The 22,168-nt window shown below is 43.0% G+C and carries 19 protein-coding genes; 10 read left to right on the top strand and 9 right to left on the bottom strand.

Features of this window, described 5'->3' with window-relative positions:
* Positions 1-11 precede the first annotated feature (11 nt).
* Positions 12-410, bottom strand: a complete 399-nt coding sequence (locus L0B18_RS02050) for a hypothetical protein (RefSeq protein WP_234567480.1) — start codon at positions 408-410, stop codon at positions 12-14.
* A gap of 201 nt (positions 411-611) precedes the next feature.
* On the opposite strand from L0B18_RS02050, the gene L0B18_RS02045 reads away from it, so the two are divergent.
* Positions 612-1,451, top strand: a complete 840-nt coding sequence (locus L0B18_RS02045; protein ID WP_234567479.1) for a hypothetical protein — start codon at positions 612-614, stop codon at positions 1,449-1,451.
* Positions 1,452-1,460: 9 nt separating this feature from the next.
* On the opposite strand, the gene L0B18_RS02040 is transcribed toward L0B18_RS02045, so the two are convergent.
* Positions 1,461-2,291 carry a hypothetical protein gene (locus L0B18_RS02040; RefSeq protein ID WP_234567478.1) on the bottom strand — a complete coding sequence of 277 codons (831 nt, stop codon included), beginning with the start codon at positions 2,289-2,291 and terminating at the stop codon, positions 1,461-1,463.
* A gap of 243 nt (positions 2,292-2,534) precedes the next feature.
* On the opposite strand from L0B18_RS02040, the gene eno reads away from it, so the two are divergent.
* Genes eno through L0B18_RS02015 form a run of 5 tightly spaced genes read left to right on the top strand, consistent with a single transcriptional unit; the run spans position 2,535 to position 7,377 of the window.
* The gene (gene eno / locus L0B18_RS02035) at positions 2,535-3,821 is read left to right on the top strand and encodes a phosphopyruvate hydratase (RefSeq protein WP_234567476.1); all 1,287 of its coding nucleotides are present in this window, start codon (positions 2,535-2,537) and stop codon (positions 3,819-3,821) included.
* Between the two features lie 18 nt (positions 3,822-3,839).
* Complete coding sequence (locus tag L0B18_RS02030) at positions 3,840-4,928, top strand: SGNH/GDSL hydrolase family protein (protein ID WP_234567475.1); 1,089 nt, start codon at positions 3,840-3,842, stop codon at positions 4,926-4,928.
* On the top strand, positions 4,918-6,048 hold the full coding sequence (gene recF, locus L0B18_RS02025) for a DNA replication/repair protein RecF (RefSeq protein WP_234567474.1): 1,131 nt from the start codon (positions 4,918-4,920) through the stop codon (positions 6,046-6,048). Before L0B18_RS02030 ends, recF begins: the two co-directional genes overlap by 11 nt.
* A 1-nt stretch (position 6,049) precedes the next feature.
* Positions 6,050-6,346: a DUF721 domain-containing protein gene (locus L0B18_RS02020; protein ID WP_234567473.1), complete on the top strand. Its 297-nt coding sequence runs from the start codon at positions 6,050-6,052 to the stop codon at positions 6,344-6,346.
* Positions 6,347-6,372: 26 nt separating this feature from the next.
* On the top strand, positions 6,373-7,377 hold the full coding sequence (locus L0B18_RS02015; protein ID WP_234567472.1) for a CdaR family protein: 1,005 nt from the start codon (positions 6,373-6,375) through the stop codon (positions 7,375-7,377).
* Between the two features lie 2 nt (positions 7,378-7,379).
* Here the strand turns inward: L0B18_RS02015 and L0B18_RS02010 are convergent, their stop codons facing one another.
* From L0B18_RS02010 to L0B18_RS01995, 4 genes are all read right to left on the bottom strand, one after another.
* Positions 7,380-8,630 (bottom strand): 4-hydroxy-3-methylbut-2-enyl diphosphate reductase, encoded by a 1,251-nt coding sequence (locus L0B18_RS02010; RefSeq protein ID WP_234567471.1) that lies wholly within the window; start codon positions 8,628-8,630, stop codon positions 7,380-7,382.
* A 90-nt stretch (positions 8,631-8,720) separates the two neighbouring features.
* Positions 8,721-10,064, bottom strand: coding sequence for an InlB B-repeat-containing protein (locus L0B18_RS02005; protein ID WP_234567470.1), 1,344 nt, complete (start codon positions 10,062-10,064; stop codon positions 8,721-8,723).
* Between the two features lie 122 nt (positions 10,065-10,186).
* Complete coding sequence (locus L0B18_RS02000) at positions 10,187-11,584, bottom strand: InlB B-repeat-containing protein (protein WP_234567469.1); 1,398 nt, start codon at positions 11,582-11,584, stop codon at positions 10,187-10,189.
* A gap of 133 nt (positions 11,585-11,717) precedes the next feature.
* Positions 11,718-12,446 (bottom strand): fibrobacter succinogenes major paralogous domain-containing protein, encoded by a 729-nt coding sequence (locus L0B18_RS01995; protein ID WP_234567468.1) that lies wholly within the window; start codon positions 12,444-12,446, stop codon positions 11,718-11,720.
* A 366-nt stretch (positions 12,447-12,812) separates the two neighbouring features.
* On the opposite strand from L0B18_RS01995, the gene L0B18_RS01990 reads away from it, so the two are divergent.
* Positions 12,813-14,105 carry a DEAD/DEAH box helicase gene (locus L0B18_RS01990; protein WP_234567467.1) on the top strand — a complete coding sequence of 431 codons (1,293 nt, stop codon included), beginning with the start codon at positions 12,813-12,815 and terminating at the stop codon, positions 14,103-14,105.
* A gap of 58 nt (positions 14,106-14,163) precedes the next feature.
* On the opposite strand, the gene L0B18_RS01985 is transcribed toward L0B18_RS01990, so the two are convergent.
* From L0B18_RS01985 to L0B18_RS01975, 3 genes are all read right to left on the bottom strand, one after another.
* The gene (locus L0B18_RS01985; RefSeq protein ID WP_234567466.1) at positions 14,164-16,689 is read right to left on the bottom strand and encodes a M14 metallopeptidase family protein; all 2,526 of its coding nucleotides are present in this window, start codon (positions 16,687-16,689) and stop codon (positions 14,164-14,166) included.
* A 189-nt stretch (positions 16,690-16,878) separates the two neighbouring features.
* Complete coding sequence (locus L0B18_RS01980) at positions 16,879-17,313, bottom strand: OsmC family protein (protein ID WP_234567465.1); 435 nt, start codon at positions 17,311-17,313, stop codon at positions 16,879-16,881.
* Positions 17,314-17,355: 42 nt separating this feature from the next.
* The gene (locus L0B18_RS01975) at positions 17,356-18,231 is read right to left on the bottom strand and encodes a phosphodiester glycosidase family protein (protein ID WP_234567464.1); all 876 of its coding nucleotides are present in this window, start codon (positions 18,229-18,231) and stop codon (positions 17,356-17,358) included.
* 256 nt (positions 18,232-18,487) lie between these two features.
* Here L0B18_RS01975 and L0B18_RS01970 point away from each other — a divergent pair, with 256 nt between their 5' ends.
* Genes L0B18_RS01970 through L0B18_RS01960 form a run of 3 tightly spaced genes read left to right on the top strand, consistent with a single transcriptional unit; the run spans position 18,488 to position 22,119 of the window.
* Positions 18,488-19,594, top strand: coding sequence for an efflux RND transporter periplasmic adaptor subunit (locus tag L0B18_RS01970; RefSeq protein WP_234567463.1), 1,107 nt, complete (start codon positions 18,488-18,490; stop codon positions 19,592-19,594).
* A gap of 47 nt (positions 19,595-19,641) precedes the next feature.
* On the top strand, positions 19,642-20,871 hold the full coding sequence (locus L0B18_RS01965) for an ABC transporter permease (RefSeq protein WP_234567462.1): 1,230 nt from the start codon (positions 19,642-19,644) through the stop codon (positions 20,869-20,871).
* A 3-nt stretch (positions 20,872-20,874) separates the two neighbouring features.
* Entirely contained in the window at positions 20,875-22,119 is a 1,245-nt protein-coding gene (locus L0B18_RS01960) for an ABC transporter permease (RefSeq protein WP_234567461.1), read from the top strand.
* The last annotated feature ends 49 nt before the right edge of the window (positions 22,120-22,168 follow it).

Raw genomic sequence — 22,168 nt, 5'->3', positions numbered from 1 at the left:
ATTTATATATCCTAACTCTCGTCCTCGTCTTCAGATGATTTATCATCATCCACTTCCTCTTGAAGGGAAAGCCCAAAGCGCTTGGAAAAATCCATAATAAAATCTACGAGATCCGATTCAACATTTTTTTCCTCAGAGAGTGAACTACCCCGAAAGCCCATTCGACCACCGGCTTTTTTCATTTCAATCCGATTATGGGTCTTGGTACATTCAACAATGCAAGTAACCGTTATGGTAGCATTAATCTGTTTTTCGAACTGCTCGTATACAGCTACAAAGATCTGGTCATTGCCTTCTGTTGCATTATATTTGTAGAGGTATTTTGGTTCGTGCTGTTCAAACAGTTTTAACGGTAATCTTCTCAGAGTGTCGTTGGGACCGTAGACAAGATATTTAGTTACTGTACTCATATATTAATTAATAATCCCTATTGAATTTTAGAAAAAAAGGCAAAATTTCAGCAGGAATAAAAGCCTAAATACAACAATTGTCAAATTTGTTATGCAAAGAATGTTATATAAGCAACTTATGCTGAATTATTTTATACTTTTTGATGCAATGCCAGGGCTAAATATTACGTTATGAAATCAAACAGGTAAAAACTTTGGTATATGAAACAGCTTCTTAAACACGTTGTACTGCTCGGTTTTCTTTTGGCTTTTCTATTTTCGAATCAGGTTTTAGCTCAAACCATTGAGCCGCCGGTAGAAAAAGTGGTTCGAAATACATCAAATATTCAGAGCGAATATGGTTCGGGGTTTGGTTTCAATGTAGCGATGAACAATTTTGGATTTAATGTTGGCGGGGAATATCGCAAGGTGGTGGGGCCCAGCACCGAACTCATGACATCGATAAGAATTGGCGGGTTACGCGATGCAAGTGAACAAACATTTACAGATTACTTATTTGGCCAGCAGATTATACCCAATAAATATCAGCGTGCTTTTGCTTTTCCACTTTTAATTGGTCTCAGGCACCGACTGTTTACAGATATGATTCAGGAAAATTATCGGTTTTTTGTAAGTGCCTCCATGGGTCCCGCACTGGCTTTTTCATTTCCCTATTTCGACGACACAAATGACAATGGTTACCGCGAGCAGTTTTCGAACTTTTATGAACCTGTGAATGATATTTTTACCGGTTGGAGCGAAGGAGACTGGCACATGGGCGGTACAGGCGAAATAAAACTGGCGCTTGATATTGGTGGTAACTTTTCCCGTTTGAACAGTGTTGAATTTGGCTACTTTTTCTACTACTTCCCGGATGGATTACAGTTGATGATGCCTAATCAACCGATTCCCCTCCCAAATCCAGGACCAGGACAATTTCCTTATGAGACCTATCCGCCGGGTCATCCAATGGAGGGAGACTTGATTTTGGAGCCTTCCTTTGAAGACCAGACGTTTTTTGGGTCCCCTCAAATTACGTTTACATTTGGCTGGCTTTGGTAAAGCTGAATATTATCGAATTTGATTTGGATTTCTCCGCGTAATTTCATCGGCCTCTTTATTAGATTCATCAAGCAGGATATTTGAAAGATCTTGTTTGTTGTTTTGTTCAGCGATATCTGTTTCCAACCTTAAGTTACTTCGTCCATCCTGATTTCGGTTGTGAGATAACACTCTTACGATTTTACCAGCCAGCTTTTGCAAATCCTTCTGTTTCTTTTTGCGCCAGGCTACATCAAGGCCAAATACAAGTATTGAAGAAAGAATAAAGAGAATAAGAAACGTGCCGAACAAGGCAAATGCAGAAAAGTTAAAGATAGCGGCTGCTATTACGGCTCCCACACCCGCTATAGAAAATCCAAAAAGAGGCCCTTCTGCGTAGGAACTGGCCAGCCCCACCCGCTGGCTTATGCGCAAGTGAGTATGATTATTTCCAGTTGAGACATTTACAATGGTTTCAACCCCGGCAATACTCATGTGTGTCCATTCCAGCCGCTTGGGATCTTCTTCAATTTTCCCATATTTGGTGCCAAAGTAATGCCGAAGTTCTGCGCAAAGGTCCTTCCAGGAATTTGCAGTCATTTCTTCTTCGATGACTCTCTCTTCAAAAATATGAGTGGCATTTACATCCGAAAACTCTTTTACATTTTCTTGATTGAATTCTGATGCGGCAGCAAAGAGATACTCTTTTTTGAGGCCTACTTCACTTCCAATTTTTTCGAGTTCCGAGAGGGTAAAACCCCTGGAAGATTCAAGATCATTCTTTAAATCTTCGTTCTGCATTTGAGTAGCCTTGTTGATGATTTTTTTAATTTCGGCTTCCGTATATTTTTTTTCAGCCATGAGCGAAGAAATTTTTAAAGATCAGAATGAAACAGTCAGAAATATTTCGATGAAAAGTACTGCCATTCGTTTAAAAAGGGAAGGAATATTTCAAAACGGAATCTTTCAAAAGACTGATTTTTAAGAAATTGAACGAGTACTCTTGAATTCAAATTATCATAAATGAATCATCAGTTCTGCTTTATGCTAAGTAGATTTAACAGTACATTACAGTGATGTAAAATTAACGAACAAAAAATTATTATGAGTTTAATAGAAGATATTCATGCGCGGCAAATTTTGGATTCCCGGGGAAATCCAACTGTAGAGGTCGACGTATCCTTAAGCAACGGAATTGTAGGACGAGCTGCGGTGCCTTCGGGTGCCTCAACAGGAGAGTATGAAGCCGTTGAATTGCGGGATAAAGATGCTGACTACTTCCTCGGTAAAAGTGTAAAAAAAGCAGTAGAAAATGTAAACGAAACCATCGCCGATGAGCTGGTTGGTTACCCTGCATATTTGCAGACGGAAATTGACCAAATTATGCTTCAACTCGATGGAACCCCAAACAAATCGAAATTGGGAGCCAATGCCATTTTGGGCGTTTCAATGGCGGTTGCCAAAGCCGCGGCTCAAACTACAGGCCTCCCGCTGTGGAGATACCTCGGCGGTGTAAACGCAAAGGTTCTTCCACTCCCGATGATGAACATCATTAACGGCGGTTCTCATGCGGACAATAATGTGGATCCACAGGAATTCATGATTATGCCGGCCGGTGCAGGAAATTACAGCAAGGCCATCCAAATGGGTGCTGAGATTTTCCATAACCTCAAAAAAGTTCTCTCCTCCAAAGGATATAATACATCAGTGGGCGATGAAGGTGGTTTTGCTCCGGATCTGAAATCCAACGAAGAAGCTGTTGAAGTGATTTTGACAGCCATCGAAAAAGCCGGTTATACTCCGGGCGATGATGTATTGATCGCACTCGATCCGGCTTCCTCAGAATTTTATAACAAAGAAACCGGGCTTTATGAATTTAAATGGAGTGACGGTTCCAAACGCGATTCTGACGAAATGGTTGCCTACTGGTCTGAGTGGGTGGAAAAATATCCTATCATCTCCATTGAAGATGGAATGGACGAAGATGACTGGGACGGCTGGAAAACCCTGACCGAGGCTATCGGCAAAAAAGTTCAGTTGGTTGGAGACGATCTGTTCGTAACCAATACCAATCGCCTGGCCGACGGTATCAGCAAGGGTGTTGGAAACTCCATCCTGATTAAAGTAAACCAGATCGGTACATTGACCGAAACCCTGGACGCTATTGAAATGGCTCACAAGAATGATTATACAGCTGTGATTTCACACCGCTCCGGCGAAACGGAAGATACTACCATTGCCGACATTGCCGTAGCGACCAATGCAGGCCAGATTAAAACAGGTTCTATGAGCCGAACGGACCGTATTGCCAAATACAATCAGCTTCTGAGAATTGAAGAAGAACTTGGCGAAAGTGCCATCTTCCTCGGCAGAGACGTATTTGGATTTTAAAATTCTTACAACTTTTTGATGAAAACCCGTGCGGGAAAAATTCTGCTTGTACTTGCCGGTATTATTCTGGCATTTATTCTGGCAGAAATTCTGGTACGGGTTTTTTTGCCTCAGAATAAAATGGTCACGTGGATCGAAATGCATCCCCGTGGCTTTATGATGAATCAGTCCGATATTGAAGCATTGCATGAATTTGACGACAGAACACTTCGCTATCAATTCAATGAATGGGGTCTCCGCGGAAATAAAAAGATTCAACAAGACGATATAAATATTCTGCTTCTGGGAGATTCATTTACCTTCGGGTTACTTCTCAACCAGCAAGCAACCTATGCTTCCCTTCTTCAGGATCGTCTTCACGCCAATTTCCCCTCTGCTGATTTTCAGATATTAAACGGGGGAATCGGTGGAACAGGGCTTGCAGACTGGCCGGGATGGTTGAATCAGAAAGGGGAAAGTATTTCGCCTGATATCATCATTCTGTATTTGAATTACATGGATGTAGACAGAGCTCTGTCAAAAAATCTGTATGTTGTTGAAGATTCGAAATTGCAAAACAGTATTCGATGGAAACCACGCAAAATTTTTATGTCACTTGGGAGAATGGGATGGTATCGCTGGCTGCAGGAGCATTCAGAGCTGACGAATATCCTCGTCAAACTCGCATGGAGGGATCTGTACTTTTCCGATCAAACCGATAATTTTTCACAGCAGAATTCTCAGGTTCTCATTCCGCCGGCAGATGCTTTCGATCCCAAATCAGGTTATTCATTACAGTTAGCCAAACTTTTAACCGAACAGCTTCAGATTTGGTGTGAGCAAAATGGCTGCAGATTTATCCTTACAACCACAGGTTTTTTTGATGAGAATAGCACAGGTGCTCACACATTTTCCTATTACAAATCATTGGTGAACGAGACTCCCGAGAATATCTATTTTTTTGATAACACTCCTTGTGTTCATGAACAGACTCAAGGTGACTTTGACAACATCCGGATTCCCGGTGATTCTCACCCAAATGAAAGAGGAGCACAAATTATTGCAGATTGCAGTTGGAACTGGTTGCAACCGTTCATGGAAAAAGAGGTGATCAGCCATGAAAATTAAATCTATAAAACTCCAGTATTTCAGAAATCATGAGAAAACGGAAGTGGAATTTGCTCCTCATCTGAATTTACTAACAGGTACAAACGGCTCTGGGAAAACCAACCTGATTGATGCTATTCACTACCTTTGCATGACGCGGAGTTTTGTGGCTTCAAGTGATCAGTATGTAGCCCATCATGATGAAAAATATTTTATGATTGAGGGGGATTTCGAAGGAGAAATTCGATCTTCATTTAAAGTGGGATGCAGTTATTCCCGCGGGGAAGGGAAAAAGATTTTTGTGAATGATAGTCCGCTGGATCGCCTTTCCGATTTAATCGGGATGATTCCGGTAGTGGTTTTAAGTCCCGAAGACCAAAAACTTACAAGTGAAGGGCCCGCTGAACGCCGTTCATTTCTGGACAGCATGATCAGCCAGATTTCACCGAAATATCTGCGTGATCTCATCAAATACCGGAAAATCAGAAAGCAGAGAAATAAACTTCTCCAGGAATATCACGGTCCGTTATCCATGCTGAAGACGTACCTTGAACCGTGGGATATTCAATTGGCGGAAACCGGATCAGCCATCATCCACAAGCGGGCAGAAGTGCTGGAAAAATTCAAAGAATATTTGGCGATACAGTACACCAGCATAACGGGATTGAACCTGAAACCGTCGCTAAAATATGAATCAATCTGCAGGAGCTTTGATTCATACGAGCAAATACATTCAGAATTTCAGGATCAGCTTGAAAGTAATTTCGAAAAAGAAGCCGAACGCGAACAGACCATTATTGGTCCGCACCGGGATGAAGTTGTTTTTTTTCTGGGTGATATTGAGTTGCGTAATTATGGTTCGCAAGGTCAGCACCGGCTATTTTCAATGGCTTTAAAAATGGCACAGCTGTTTTACTATTCTGATCAGCTTGATGATTTGCCAATTATGCTGCTGGATGATGTTTTTGGGAATTTGGATCAGCAAAAAATTGATATTATTACCGAAGCACTGACGAAACATTCCGGACAAACGTTTATAACATCAGCATCAGAGCGACCTTTTGAAAAAGCAATGTTCGAAGGGGTTGAACAAAATGCATGGTACACAGTACAAAATGGAGCGGTAAGCAAAAAATATTGATATGGCATTCGGTCGAAAACCAAAGGCGTTGAACAATCTTCTGCAGGAGTTCATGGACAAAATTCCTCAAAAAACAGAAATGAAGCGAGGAATGGTTTTACACTACTGGCCCGATGTTGTAGGCGGAAAAATTGCTGAAGTTACCAAACAAATTCGATTTGACGGCTCAAAATTGATTGTTACTGTTGAAAATGAAGCATGGAGGTATGAAATTCACAAAAACCGCTTCACGATTGCCAAAAAACTGAATGATCGTGTGGAATCAAAAGTAGTGAAGGATATTATTGTCCGAACATGAAATAATTATGCATATTGTCTGGCAACATGAAATTTTTTGACGTCATATCCGATCGTTTTCGAAGCTTTTTCTCATCCGGCTCCAAATCCCGAACAGATGATCCGGATACGTATGCTGAGAACCGTGAAAAAATTGTTGCCTTTAGCATCGCCCTCATTATCTCTCTCTGCCTTTGGTTTATCGTGAATTTAAGCAGGGATTTTAATGTATCCATCGAGATACCCATTCAGATTGCCAATGTGCCGAATGATGAAATTGTGAGTAGTGATGTGCCGGAAAGTGCGATGGTTAACTTATCCGGTGAAGGATGGAATATTATCTCTGTTTATAACAATCCTCCAAGAGTTTTGTTGACTGTTCAGGATGGAAGTGTAAATCTTGCCGATCAGATGAGAAATCAAATCAGTGCTTTTTCCGATCTGAATATTATCCAGGTTCAACCCACACAGCTAACCGTAGAAACAGAAAGAAAAGCCACAAAAGTAATCCCGGTAATTAATAACGTTCGGCTGAATATGCAGGAACAATTCGGTCTGATGGCCCAACCGTTAATTACTCCCGACAGTGTTACGATATCGGGGGCAGAATCCAAACTTCAAGATATTACCCAGTGGCAGACGGCTGAGGTGGTTATCAATAATGTGAATAGCGACATTCAGCGAACAGTTGAGTTACAAGAACCTGAATTTGGATTAAGCCTGAGCCCGAATGTGGTCAGTTTTGAAGCACAAATCACCGAGTTTACTGAAGCTGAGGTACGGGTACCGATCCGCACCCGAAACCTGCCATCGGGAATGGCAGTCACTTACAATCCGTCGTCTGTTATGGTTCGGTTTGATGTGCCTCTGGATCAGTATTCGGTCATTCAGGGGGCACGTCCGTTCAGGGCTTATGTAGATTATTCGGTAATTGAAGAGGATTCATCCGGAAGAGTTTCCCCGGAAATAGAAGTGGTGGAAACGGATTATTTCATCCGGCTGCGAAGTTTCCAGCCGCCAAGGGTTGCCTATTTCCGAATTGTGCCGGAATAATATCAGTTACTTGCTTCGGCCGTCTCACCAAATGGAGCGATCACTTCCTCAACATTTCTGGCGTTGGGAAAGAATTCCAATATTTCGAGAAGCACTTCATCCACTAAAACATCCGGGCAGGATGCGCCGGAAGTGAGGGCAATTTTTAAGCCGGGTTTGTCTGTTGGGAGCCAGTTTTCAGTTTCCAGGATCTCTTTTTTCCACTGGTTGAAATGTTGGATTTTTTTTGGTGACTCAAACTCGCCCGCATCCCTGATGTGGTACGTAGGGCAGTGCTGTTCCAGAATTTCGACCAAATGCATGGTGTTGGATGAATTGTAGCCGCCAACTACAATGGCTAAATCAGGTTCCGCATTTGCCAGGGCATACGTGGCAGATTGATTTTCATTGGTTGCGTAGCAGAGTGTATCGGATGTGTCGGCAAAATGATCGAGTACATTACTCTCTCCAAACCGTTCTGTAGCCGCTTTTTTCAGGATTTCCATCACTTCCTGCGTTTCTGTAGCAAGCATGGTGGTTTGATTGATGACGCCAAAAAAGGCAAGGTCTTTCAACGGATTGAACCCTTCAGTACTTTTGTGGCCGAAGTATTTTTCAAAATCTTCCAGCGGTCGTCTTTCAGTCATGATATCCGCAAGTATTTGGGCTTCTTCAGGATTCAAAACAACCACAACCGGGGAATGACTGGCGCTGTGCGAAAATGTGGCGCGGGTCTCTTCATGGCGGTGTTTTCCATGGACGACCAGGCTGTAGCCTTTTTTGCCAAGTTGATTTCCCCGTTTCCAAACCTTCTCCACAAACGGACAAGTTGTGTTGTACTGATACGGATTAATTCCCTGTTTCTTAAGTCTTTCCTGGATTTCAATTGTTGTTCCAAAAGCGGGGACAATCACAATGTCGTCAGAATCCAGGGACTCGATTGAAATTCGTTCAGTGCCATCCGTATCAAACAGGAATTTTACACCTTTTTTTTGAAGGTCTTCATTCACCGTGGGATTGTGGATCATTTCACTCAACAGGTAGATATTCTGGCCAGGATTTTCCTCTACGGTTTTATAAGCGATATCAATAGCATTTTCCACGCCGTAGCAAAACCCGAAATGCCTGGGAATCAAAAAGGAAACTGGTCCAAAATTGAGTGCAGTTGGAGTAAGATCCTTCTTGCGCGGATCGGTAATTTTATTTGCCTCCTTCACTTTTCGTATGACCGGAGACTGGTACATTACGGGGATATCGAACTTCTTGCGTGCCATGAATCGTATTCAATCTTTATCAGATTAACGTACAAAGATACAGAATCTTTGGCAGTAACATAGGAGCGAAAAGAAAGATTCAATCGGCCATTAATTGTTTCTTGGCGGGTCGGCAGGAAAAACGTTTACATGTTCCCAGTTTGTATTACAATTTTTACCGTTCTCGAAACAGACACTGGCAATAGTTATATACCCTTCTGAATATTTATCATCCGTAAAACTGTAAATATGTTCTCCATTCATAAATAGATCAAATGTAGAACCGTTTGCATTGATTGTGATGTCATGGAACTGATCTAACCCGCCCTTCAGGTTCAATTCTTCTTCATACAGGAAGGAAGATTCTGTTTCGTTTCCAACATTTTCAGACTTAACAACAGCAACTCCAACCTCAGGATTAATCATGAAAAAGTATCCCAGGGTAAATGTTTTACTGTCTTCATCCACAATTAGTAAACCATCGGAACGAATAAAAATAACAGCACCGCTTTCAGTGATTCCAGCTGAGTGTGAGACTTTCGCCTGAAGTTTGAAGTCCTTAAACTTTCTATCGTAATAAGCGCTGGTTCCCTGGCTCTTATTTTTAAGAGAATATTTCAGCATTCCATTCTCAATGGCATATTGATTGTCGGAGAAAAGCCAGTTTTGAGCAACGCCGTCTTCAAAATCTTCACGAAATCCAAAGTCAAAAACGGCATTGATGGTCTTTGGCCCGTTCATCGTAATGGTCGCCGGGTTTTCATTACTTTCCAAATCACCAATCCACTTATCAAACCACCAATCTTCTGATGGTTCAGCTGTAAGTTCTACCATTGAACCGGGGGAATAATTTGTGGTTTTGCCATTTACAATATCTTCATTTACAGTTCCCTCTCCCTGGATATTGATGGTAAGCGGATAGGTTTTTTCTTCGAATTGGGCTGTAACCGTTTTAGCCTGATTCATTGTAATGGTTGCAGGATTTTCTGAACCGCTCAGATCTCCACTCCAACCGGTAAATTCCCAATTCGTTTCCGGTTCTGCTGTCAGCTCAACCACAGTGCCTTCGGTATAATCGGTTTTGGCATTGACGATCTGTTCCGACACATGTCCCTCACCGTCAACTTCAACTGTAAGTGGATAAGTGAGTTGCTCAAACAGCGTGTTGATACTCATATTTTTGTTGATGGTAACCGTTGCCGGATTATTGCTTCCGGATAGATCTCCATTCCATTCTTTAAACACCCAGCCAGAATTGGCTGAAGCAGAAAGTTGAACCTGTTCATTTTCATCAAAGGAACCACTGGCGGGTGTGACTGAACCGGATTCCAAAGGCGACACAGTGGTTTGAAGGGAATACGTTTCTTTTGAGCTGTTCGAACTTTTGCATGAGACAAAAACAAAAGTGGCTGCGAGAACAATAAAAGAAAGCCAGGAAAGAGTAATTTTTTTCATAGATAGAATGGAAGTTTGATAGTGTGTTCAACCATATATGCAACTCTTTGAGGCAGAAAAGATCAAAAAAATCTCCCAATCCGGAAGGCCGAATTGGGAGATTCTATTAAAATGAGAGTTGTTTAATTGAATGGGCGACCGGTTGCATCACCATTCGGTTCAGCAGATTCTGACGGGGTTTGAACGGTTTTGGGAAGGCGTTTAGATACATCATCTGCCTGGGTTACTTTTACATATTCCCAAAAAACCCGGTTGTTTCCATTATCGCTTGCATACGCTCCTATGCCAACGTATCCATCAGAAAAGGTGTCGTCGGTCAAAGTGATGATATATTCATCATTGATAAAAATCTCAAACGTTGGGCCAACTACATTGACGGTTACAATGTTATACTCTCCCAAATTATCATTTAGTTGAGGAACCTCTACCCATGGTGAAAATTCCGTTTCAATACCATTCTCGTGTTTAAAGACGGCTCCCCATCCGCTCTGGGTAATTGCAACCAGATAGCCATTTTGAAGGAAAGCCTCTTCAACATTTCCCTGAACCCGTATAAAAAGGGCGAGTGTATAGTCTTCTGTTTCGTCCGAACGCGTTCGTGTTACTTTTGCTTCAATTTTATAATCTGAAAATACTTGATCATAAACGCCTCCACCCCAGTTTCCGTCATTTCCTGTTGAAAACTGAAGTTTGCCGTCTGCAACAGAGAAGCGGTTATCTGAGAAAACCCAATTATCGGCCACGCCATCTTCAAAGTCTTCATTAAATCCGAAGTCAAATATGGCAGTGATATTTTTAGGGCCGTCCATGGTAACCGTTGCGGGATTATCCTGTGTCTCCAGATCTCCGGTCCATTCAACAAAACGCCATTCATTGGATGGATTGGCGGTTAACTCTACCTCGGTACCATGGGCAAACATTCGATTGCTATTTGAAGGTTCGAAGTTCAAGCCTCCATTCCCACTTATATTTAACGTGAGTTTATATTTCTTTAATTCAAATTGGGCTGTAACCGTTTTGGCTTGATCCATCGTAATGGTGGTCGGGTTTTGGGTTCCGCTGAGCGCACCACTCCACCCCGTAAATGTCCAGTTTGCAGCGGGATTTGCTGTAAGCTGAACAACAGAGCCCTCCGCATAATCGGTTTTAGCATTAACGATTTGTTCGGTAACCTCACCTTGTCCTTCAACCTCAACAGTAAGTGGATAGGTAAGCTGCTCAAACAGCGCATTGATGCTCATATTTTTGGTGATGGTGACTGAAGCCGGATTATTGACGCCAGACAAATCTCCGTTCCACTCTTTAAACACCCAGCCGCTGTTGGCAGATGCTGTGAGTTGAACTTGTTCATCTTTATCAAATTCTCCACTTGCAGGAGAAACCGACCCGGATTCTGATGGAGAGACGGTGGCTGATAGTGTAAAGGTTTCTTTTGAGCTGTTGGAGCTCTTGCAGGAGATCATTAAAAAAGAACCCAGAAAAAACCACAGCAAATGTTTAAAACGTAATTGTTTTTTCATGATATAAAAGAATTAAATGATTAAAGCTGAAACTGTACTCTTATGAAACCAGTCTAATGAGTACCCTTTGTCAGTTTTTATGTGATATGCACTCTTTTTTTCCTGAAAAGCTCAGTAGATTTTTGAACAGGAATTAATTGAGCAGACATCTTATAAACGAACCATTTCGTTTGTCATAATTATTTCTGTATACCTTGGAAATGTCATAATAAAGGAACCTTGCCCAGGCGTTGAAGTCATTATATTCTGTACTGCTCCACCATGCGCCGTTATTTCCTCCGGCGGAAAAAGCTCCGTTTCCAGATCTCGAACCACCCAAAACGGCTGAAAATCCGTTGGAATCTCTCAGGATTTCTCCTTCATCATCCCCCCGCCATTCAACGCCATCGGCTTGCTCGGGAGTCATTCCCAGAGTTATTTCAAGCGTTTTCCAGTCATCATCGGATGGAACTCTCCATCCGGTAGGGCAAATTCCGCGGCTGTTATTTACAGCATACCAGTTATACATTTTTCCGTTGATATCGCTGTTGAATTCATCATTTGCGTAGTATGCCCAGGCTCCCATTGACATGGAGGCCCAGGTCTCATCATCTTCGATATTAAGAATGGCAGAACCATCATTATAAGAGCGGGCTCGCATATCTTCGGCTGTCCAGCATTGATCCCCAAATTGGATGGTTTTATAACGGTTTCCGTCTATATCTTTGAGTGTGTCGCCACAAGTTTCAAAATCATTGTCATCGGGATCTTCTGATGATGTCGAACTGTCTTTACAGGAAACGAGCAGTATCGAAAGTACAAAGGTCAGGCAAGCAAAAAGTGTTACATAGTGCCGGTGATTTGAATGCATATTTTTATTCATAGTCGTTTTATTGGAAGTGATTACGTTGGTTTGAGTGGAAAACAGAAAAGCTGATTTCTTTCTTACCTTTGAAAAAGACATGCACCAATTGTGAATAGAAAAGCTCAGTCAAAAAAAATAAATAGCGGGTAACCAGAAGAAAGTGTAGTTAATCTTAAAATAATGCGTACCTTAGCTGCTCAATTATTGGCGATTCTCCATTAACCTGTCCTGTCGGTTCTATTTTTGCCTCTCTTCAGCAAGTTCACTTCTGAATGTTTGTAAAACGCGCTTTGGCCAGGAAAGTATCTCCCGAATTTTCTGAAAACAAGAGTGGAGCGATGCGCGTGGCGAATGCAAAAATCAAATAAAACAGAATAATTTTTTATGAAAAATGTCTCTTTTTCAGACCTTGGGATTCAGCCCGAAATTCTTAAAGCCATAAATGAAATGGGCTTTGAGGCTCCAACCCCAATCCAGGGAAAATGCATACCCGCCGTACTTTCGGGGTCTGATGTGGTTGGACAGGCTCAAACCGGTACAGGAAAAACAGCTGCATTCGGTATTCCGGCCATTCAAATGGCAAACAGCGGTTCAAAAATTCCCAGTGTTTTGATACTGACTCCCACCCGAGAACTTGCCATTCAGGTTACGGGAGAGTTGATCAAACTCGCGAAATTTACAAATGGTGTGTACACCGTTCCGGTTTATGGCGGGCAACCCATCAACAGGCAGTTTAAAGCGTTGAAGAAAGGTGCGCAGATTGTGGTGGGAACTCCCGGCCGAATTATTGATCACCTGAAGCGCGGAACACTTCGGCTGAATAACCTGAAGTTTGTTGTACTGGATGAAGCCGATGAAATGCTGAATATGGGTTTTCGTGAAGACCTGGAAGAAATTTTGAGTTACAGTTCTGGAAAAGCCCAGACGGTGATGTTCTCGGCAACGGTTCCAAAGGCAATCCGCCAAATCATGAATAAATGGATGCATCAGCCGGAAATGGTGAAGGTTGAAGGAAAAGCTGAAACGGCTGCCGGAATTGAACAGTTTGTGATGGAAGTCCGGGATTCGGTGCGAACCGAAGCCGTTTGCCGGATTATGGACGTAGGCAATTTTAAATTGGCCCTGATTTTTTGCAATACCAAACGCCTTTGTGATTCACTGGTCCAGGATTTGCAGGCGCGTGGATATTCATCAGATGCACTTCATGGAGATATGCGTCAGAATGTTCGGGATAAAGTGATGAACAAATTCCGAACCGGCCAGATTGATATGCTGGTTGCCACCGATGTGGCTGCCCGCGGACTGGATGTTGAAAATGTGGATGTTGTATTCAATTATGATATTCCGCAGGATCCCGAATATTATGTGCATAGAATTGGCCGAACCGGCCGGGCTGGAAGAAACGGGATGGCGATTACATTCTCATCCGGGAATAAAAGAAAACGGATTCGATATATCGAAAAGATGATCCGAACGCAGTTAATGCCGTTGCCTATGCCATCCGTTTCGGAAGTGAGACAATCCAAGATGGGCAATCATCTGGATGATGTCATTGAAACTCTTCATGCCGGCGGACTGAGAGAATATATTGATCAGCTTGAACCGCTTGCCGAAGGCGATTTTACCCCGATCGAAATCGCCGCTGCTTTACTGAAACTGAAAGTGCATGCTCAGTAATGAGATGTAAGATTTGCGTAGTGGCAATTCATGAGTTGCCACTACTCACAATCCATTCTTAATTCCCTACAAAGAAAACAGCGTTTGCAATCAGCAGTTTGCCGTTTTCCCAGAAGCCACGGAAAAGCGGATTGTCCACAAAATAGACAACCTGGCCTGATCCGTGAGGCTGTACGCCAAAAGAAAGTGTATTTTCCAATTCCTGTTTGGCTTCATGTCCGGTAAATCCGCTGATGGGTGCTTCTGCTTCAGCAGCTCCAACATTCCAGCCAGAGTCCAGATATTCATAAGCTGAGCCATCCGTTTTCAGGGAGAAATAATGATCGCCATAGCCGTAGCCTAAAGGATGGGAATTATCAACAGTAATTTTAAAGATGGATCCCGGAACCATGGAACTTGCGCGGTTTCGAATGCGATCTTCGTAAGGCTGAAGCTTCTCTTCGTTGGAAGGTTCTTCTTGTTCATTCACTTTTCGCTGAAGCTGGAAACCATCTCTGCCCGCTAAAATTCGATTGGTATAACCAAACGATATTAAAGTGCCGCCGTCTTTGGTCCAGGTGCTTATTTTTTCGATCACTTCATCCGTGAAAATCCCTGAATAAAAGCCGGAGGGTAAAATCAGAACGTTAAAATCATCAAGACTTGTTCTCATTATATCGCCTGAATGGAGCAGCGTAGCCGGGTAATCGAGTTGCTGATCAAAGAAATGCCATATTTCTCCCGCATTCAGGGATGAACTTCCCTCGCCTGTAATCACAGCCACTTCTGGTTTTTCGAGGAAAGAAACGTTCCCCGAACCAAAATCGGAACCGCTTGAAACATAGCCGGTGGCAGAACCATAAAGCGATCGCTGATATTTTTCGGCGGCGGACTGCACAATTTCATCAAAAGAGTCCCCAAGATCACGGTTGCCGTTGCGTGTAATAATCAGAGTTCCCTTTTTGTACGATTTCCCTCCAAGCTCAAAATCCACCGTAGAAAATCGACTCTTAACACCTTTTTTTGTGATTTCGGCAAGAAACCGGGCATCATCCAGAGAATTCCACTCCACAATATAGGCGTAAGGTGTATCGGAACCTGTAATTTTACTTGACCGGAAATCGGATGCAGAAATATTCATTTCCGGATTGATTTGAGATTCCAGTGCATAGCCATCCAGGCCAAATCGATAGTGGGCTTCCCATGCGGTGATGTCGTATGTCAGAGAATCTGAAAGCTCGGGATTGGGTTCAAACAAAATTCTCACATAATTTCCCTGTGGCTGGTAAGTGCTTACAAGAATATCACCTTCCGAAATGGAAATGCGTCCTGTTTCTCCGGTTGAGAAATCATAACCATTTACAGTTCTGGCGCCACCGGAAGTACCGTATTCAATCTGGTTTCTGTCTAATACCGTTAGCAGGTTGTAGATGTTATCGGGATCGTTATCGGCTTTTACGACAAACGTTTTGTACTGCCCCGCCGGATTTTCACGGGCTGTTGAGAAATAGGTTTGAAATTCTTCAATAAGCTTGTCGGCATTTTGGGACGAAATTTCAACGGTTGACATCCCGGTTGTGTAATGGTGAGTTAATCTGTCAAGCAGTGTCAGTGAATTTCCTTCGGCTTTTTCGATGGCAAGACCCGCTAAACTGTGACCGGCCTGTTCGTAGGTCATGCCAATGGAGCCGTGGTACGTTGGCCAGGTATCTCCATAGCTGGGATAAAAAAGGTCGAACCGTTCTTTTGTAAAGTAGAGCCAGCCTTCTTTGTCGAAATATTTGATGTGATTTTCTCCGATGGCTGCCTGAAACTCCCGTTGCCAGTCAGTTATTACTTTATGAAACGGTTCAGCTGCCGGCGCAAAATAATAAGGACTGTCATATCCCTGCTCGTGATAATCCACATGAACGTGCGGGAACCATTGCTTGTAAATATCATAGCGTTGCTGAGACTCTATTTGGGTTTGCCAGGCCCAGTCTCTGTTCAGGTCAAACATGTAATGGTTGGAGCGGCCTCCAGGCCAGGGTTCGTGGTGCTCACGTGCGGCGAATGTAGCGTTTGGTTCTTCGCCAACCATTTGCTTGTACCAGTAAATATAACGGTCGCGTCCGTCGGGATTGACCATCGGGTCCATAATAACTACCGTGTTATCCAGCCAGTTTTTGGATTCCTTATTGCCGGGCTGAACAAGTTCATACAAAGTTTTCATGGCGGCTTCACTGCTCGATGTTTCATTGCCGTGAACGTTGTAACTCAGCCACACAATAGCTTTTTGGTTGGATGTGATTTCACCTTCTTCAAGTCCGGTCATCCGGAGGTTGTTCAACCGTATTTCTTCAAGATTTTCATGATTTTCCGGAGTTGTGATAACCAGGTATAGAAGGTCGCGGTGTTCATAGGTTTCGCCATATTTTTGAATCGTAACATAGCCGGATTCCTCGGCGACATGATGAACATAATCCATCACCAGATAATGTGGAGTCCAGCGGTCTCCCAAATCATATCCCAAAAATTCTTCAGGTGATTGTACTTGTGCAAAAACAGGTGAGGCAACAAAAAGTAAAAACAGGAAAAAGGTTAAACGTACAGCCCTTCTTTTCATGATCGGGAAATAAGAATAGGTGAATGGTGTGATTTTAAATCATAAAAGCTGGCACAACTTAATCAAATCCGTGTTTTGCTAAAAGTGTCAGTTTTATTTGAGAAAGGGAAGACAAATAAATGAGGAAAGCATAGAAACACCGGATCATTGGCCTTTTTGGTTATTATGGCCAAAGATCCGGTAAATAATTTAGTTCAAGGTGTAATCGAGAGTAATCTCAGCGTTCAGTAACTTCGATACAGGGCAACCTTCTTTTGAAGCTTTGGCAATTTCACCAAATTTCTCTTCAGAAATATCGGGTACCTTTGCATCCAGTTTCAGGTCAATTTTTGTGATCGCCCATCCATTATCCTGCTTGTCGAGGCTGAGTGTTGCTTTTGTTTCAATTGAATCAGCCTTGTAGCCTTGCTTTTCGAGACCAACGCTCAGGGCCATGGCGTAGCATCCGGCATGTGCGGCTGCAATCAATTCTTCGGGATTTGTTCCTTTGGTTCCGTCTTCATTTTCGAACCGCAATTTTACAGAATACGGCAGGTCGACAAACGCCTTGCTTTGAGGGGTAGACAGAGTTCCGGATCCTTCGGTTCCGGAGCCATTCCAAACTGCTTTTGCTATACGTTTCATATTTTTTGGTAGTTATGTTTAATGTTATGATTTGAAAAATCCTTATTGGGACGGAATGATAAGCAATGCATTTGCAACCGTTCGCTCACCTTCATGATCAAATTCCAGATTGTCGCTCGGATAATTAACAATCCCGTTTTCTGTTGCATTTTTAATCCACATGGATGTTGAACCTCCACCATCGAGGTTAAGAGCATATTCAGATTCAAGATCCAGTAAAAATTTTGACAGTTCCGGGATTGTCATTCCATAAGACTGGAACGACCGTCCATCAATAGTAACCAAATAGAGACGCTTGTCGTTTGTTAGTGCAACGGCCGTTCGGGGATGCCGGTTTTGATGGAAAGGATCATTATTGAATTGTTGGACAGTGGATTCAAAAATTAACAGGGGACCGGAACTCAAAACGGTTTCAAAGTCTGCATGATGCCAGCCTTCTTCTGGTTTTTTTAAAATTTGAATGGATTTGTTTGAAGACCATGCCACAGCACCACTTTCGTTAAATCGGTTGCGCCGTGGGACTCCTTCGTAAATAACCTCTCCATTTACTTTCAGAAACACTGCCGATCCTCCGGTATCTCTCCTAAAAAAGGACCCGTTTACAGCAACAAGAGCGTCATTTTCGTTGGCAAATTGGCTGGTTTTAATCATGCTGTCTTTCAGGAAAGCTACTTTGAATTCGGTGGTGACACTGTCCAAAAAAACTTCAATCAGATTAATACTTTGCCTGGAATCAAAAAGATCCGTTCCGCGATAATTTTTCCAATAAATACCAGTATCGAGCCTTTCTGATGCCCACTCTACTCCAGATGCAATTGTTGTGGGCTGTGCATTTACTTCAGCAGCAGAAAGGGAAATGAAACATGTAAATACAAAAAGCTCTGCCATCCGGAAGTATTTGTAAAGAGCTTTCTTCAAAGATAAATGATTTAAATATGTTGCGAATATAATTCCTGTCATCCCGAAGAGATTGAAGCATTATTTATGAAGATAAACTCATCTCAGGCTCAAAATAACAAGTTAAATGTGGTTGATAAAAAAATTCTAACACATAAAGTAAAATAAAAAAGAGAGAGTTTAGGACCGGATTAACAGTAACCTTGTAAAAATTCTTGCGTAAGTGAGATTATGAATGAATGACAAGTCAGTCTTGAATCAAAAAAAGGATGTTAAAATGAAAGGAAAGAAAATCTGGATAACTCTTCTTGTTGTGATTGTACTGGGCAGCGGGGCCTTCTACTTTTTGCAGGGTGATTCATCCTCAGAAGAGGGTCAGGAAGATCCGTTTGTGGTTGCCGAGATCGGGACAGTTATTGAAAAAGCATTGGCAGTTGGTACGATTGAACCTGAAAATGAGATCGAAATCAAATCAAAAATCTCGGGGGTTGTCAGTAGAATTTTTGCCGAACCGGGAGAATACGTCACCCAGGGTCAGCCGCTTATTGAGGTAAAACCGGATCCAACTCCACTGGAGCTCGCAGAGGCAAAACGAAACCTGGAACGAACCCAAATCGAGAAAGAAAGTCTTGAAAGCGAAATGAAACGCATGCAGACACTGATGGATCAAAATCTGGTTTCTGCTCAGGAGTATGAGCAACTGGAACAGCAGTATGAAGATGTAAAAATTCGCGTTCAAATAAGCCAGGAGCGTCTCGATTTGTTGGAATCCGGTAAAGTTTCGATTGGTGATACGGTGATTGAATCGGTAATTCGTGCACCAGTCGATGGCTATATACTTGAAAAGATGGTTGATGAAGGTGAGCCTGTAGTTCCGTTAACCTCCTACCAGGCCGGTACCGCGTTGATGAGTATTGCCGGGATGGACAAGTTGCTGTTTAAAGGAACAGTTGATGAGATTGATGTTGGCAAAATGGAAGAAGGAATGAGAACAGAAATCAAGATCGGAGCTCTGCCTGATGCCGTTGTTTACGGTGAAGTCTCTCGAATTTCACTGAAGGCTACACAGGAAGATAATGCAACGGTTTTTCCGGTTGAGATTACGATTACCGATACAAATGGCGTAACACTAAGAGCCGGTTATTCCGCAAATGCCGATATCATTATCGAAAGAGCCCAGGATGTAGTTACTATTCCTGAACGGGTAATCACTATGCGGGATGGTAAAAACTATGTGGAAATTCCCGGTGATGAACCCGGCAGCAGAGTTGAAAAAGAAATTCAGTTAGGTTTGAGTGACGCCATTACAGTTGCCGTAACCGATGGCCTTGCTGAAGGTGATACCGTTTATGAACGCCCGGTTAAAACACTTACCGTGAGATAGAGAATCTGTAAGCAAGTTTAAATAAGTCATCAGTTTAAAAATCATCCATGTCAATCCTGAGTCTTTTTACGGACCTTTTCAGAAACCTAAACCAGCAACGGCTGCGAAGTTTCCTCACGATTTTTGGAATCATGTGGGGTACAGCCACGCTCATTTTGCTTCTTGCTTTTGGAGTAGGTTTCAGAGATCAAACCGTTTTGAATATGCGGGGGATGGGAGATCAACTTGCCATTATGTTTCCCGGGCAAACAACAAAAGCATTTGAAGGATATGGAATAGGCCGTCCCATCCGGTTTCGCGAAGCCGATGCCTGGATGCTGAAGCAGCAGATTTCGGAGATCGACGTTGTTCTTCCGGAATATTCCAGCTACCTGCAGATTTCATATGGCGAAAAACGGCGAAACTCATCAGTTGGCGGGGTTTATCCGGGATATCAGGATGTTCGGAATATGTATGAAAAACAAGGTGGACGCTGGTTAAATGATCATGACATCCGTGAGCAAAGACGTGTGATTTTTCTCGGTAACCGGCTGGCTCAAAATCTGTTCGAAAATGAAGATCCGGTAGGAAAATCTGTAATGATGCAGGATACACCTTTCACCGTGATTGGGGTACTTCATGAGAAAATTCAAAACTCATCCTATTCTCAACAAGATCAGGACAGGGCATTTATTCCTGCAACTACATTTTCTACTATGATGGGTACCGACATTATCAATAATATCATTTACACGCCGAAGGATCCGGCAATGGCCGAAAACATTCGGGATCAGGTGTACGAAGTGATGGGGCGGAAACACCGGTTTGATCCGTCTGATACGGATGCCGTCGGGATTTGGGACACCAATGAATTCTGGGCATTTATCGACATCATGTTTTTGGGAATCAACGGCTTTCTGGGATTGATTGGTTTCTTTACACTTGCTGTCGGCGGTATTGGGGTTGCCAATATCATGTTTGTGGTTGTCCAGGAAAGGATGAAAGAAATCGGTATCCGGCGATCAGTCGGTGCAAAACGTCATCACATTATGGGACAATTTTTCCTGGAAACCTTTTTGATTATCGGTTTGGGTGCAGGTGCCGGTTATGCCATAGGATGGCTGCTGGTACAGGCCACACAAAATATTCCAATTAAGGAATTTGTTGGAGCCCCTTACTTTTCACCAGAAGTTGGGTTGATTGCATTTGCCGTTTTGGGATTCGTGGGATTTGCAGCCGGCTTACTCCCGGCATGGAGAGCAGCACGGCTGGATATTGTAGAATGTTTACGGAGATAAGGAATGTGGCGAAATCTATTTAGAGAATTTTTTACGGATCTTGGAAACCAAAAACTCCGGTCTTTTCTGACGATCATTGCTATTGCGTGGGGAACACTCTCCGTGGTACTTCTTCTGGCTTTTGGCAGGGGGCTGGGCAATAGCATGGCAGAAGGAATGCTGGGCGCAGGAAATCAGGTCATTATTATTTATGGTGGACAAACCAGTATGAATTACGAAGGACTCGGGATTGGCAGGGCGATCCGGTTTTCGGAAGAAGATGTTTCCATGCTTGAAAGAGCCGTTCCTGATATTGAGTATTCAAGTCCGCAGTACGGCCGATGGGGAGCAACAATTGAATATGGTGACGTTCGAACCAACACCTACATGGAGGGAGTGAATCCGGATTTTGAGATTATGCGCACAATGTATCCCGCCGCCGGGGGACGATTTATTAATGAGAAAGATGTGGATGAAGTCCGCCGCGTTCTTTTCCTGGGAAACGAAATTGCTCAACGGATTTTCCAGGGAGAAGACCCAGTGGGTAAGGAAGTGATGCTCAATAACGTACCTTTTACGGTGATTGGAACGATGCAATCCAAAATGCAAACATCCATGAATAATGGCCCGGATGCCGACCGAGCGATTATTCCATACTCAACCTTCAGAAATATTTATGGAGACCGTTATGTCGGTTCCATTTTGGTACGGCCTACCGATCCCAGCAAGCAAGAGGAAATCAAGGAGAGCATCACGAATATATTTTCTGCCAAGTACAAGTTTGATCCCGCAGATGAACAGGCCATGCCGATGTGGGATTTTATTGAAGCTGAAGAGATGAATCAGAAAGTTTCGGCGGGCCTTGAGATTTTCCTTTTTACGGTTGGTTTTTTCACGCTGATGATTGCCGGTGTAGGTGTGGCCAATATTATGTTTGTGGTTGTAAAAGAGCGCACGCAGGAGATTGGGATTAAACTGGCTGTGGGAGCAAGAAAAGTTCATATCATTGTACAATTCATTTTCGAATCACTTTTTATTTCCTTCCTGGGAGGTTTCCTGGGGATGGCCATTTCGTCGGCCATTGTGTTCGCGGTTCTTGCAATGGATATGACCGAAGGTGCCGGCGAATTTCTTGGAAAACCGCAGATCTCTGAAATGGCAGTGATCATCACGGTAGGTGTGCTGGCACTGATTGGGTTAATCGCCGGTATCTTTCCGGCAGTCAAAGCTGCAAAAGTAGACCCGGTGGAATCGTTGAGATACGAGTAATTCCAAAATTTTCGGAAGCCCGCGACAATCCTTCTCAATACAAGTACTT

Source organism: Rhodohalobacter sp. 614A, from assembly GCF_021462415.1.
Taxonomy (GTDB): Bacteria; Bacteroidota; Rhodothermia; order Balneolales; family Balneolaceae; genus Rhodohalobacter.
The sequence above is the reverse complement of the archived record's forward strand: the minus strand, read 5'-3'. Positions and strand labels throughout refer to the sequence as shown.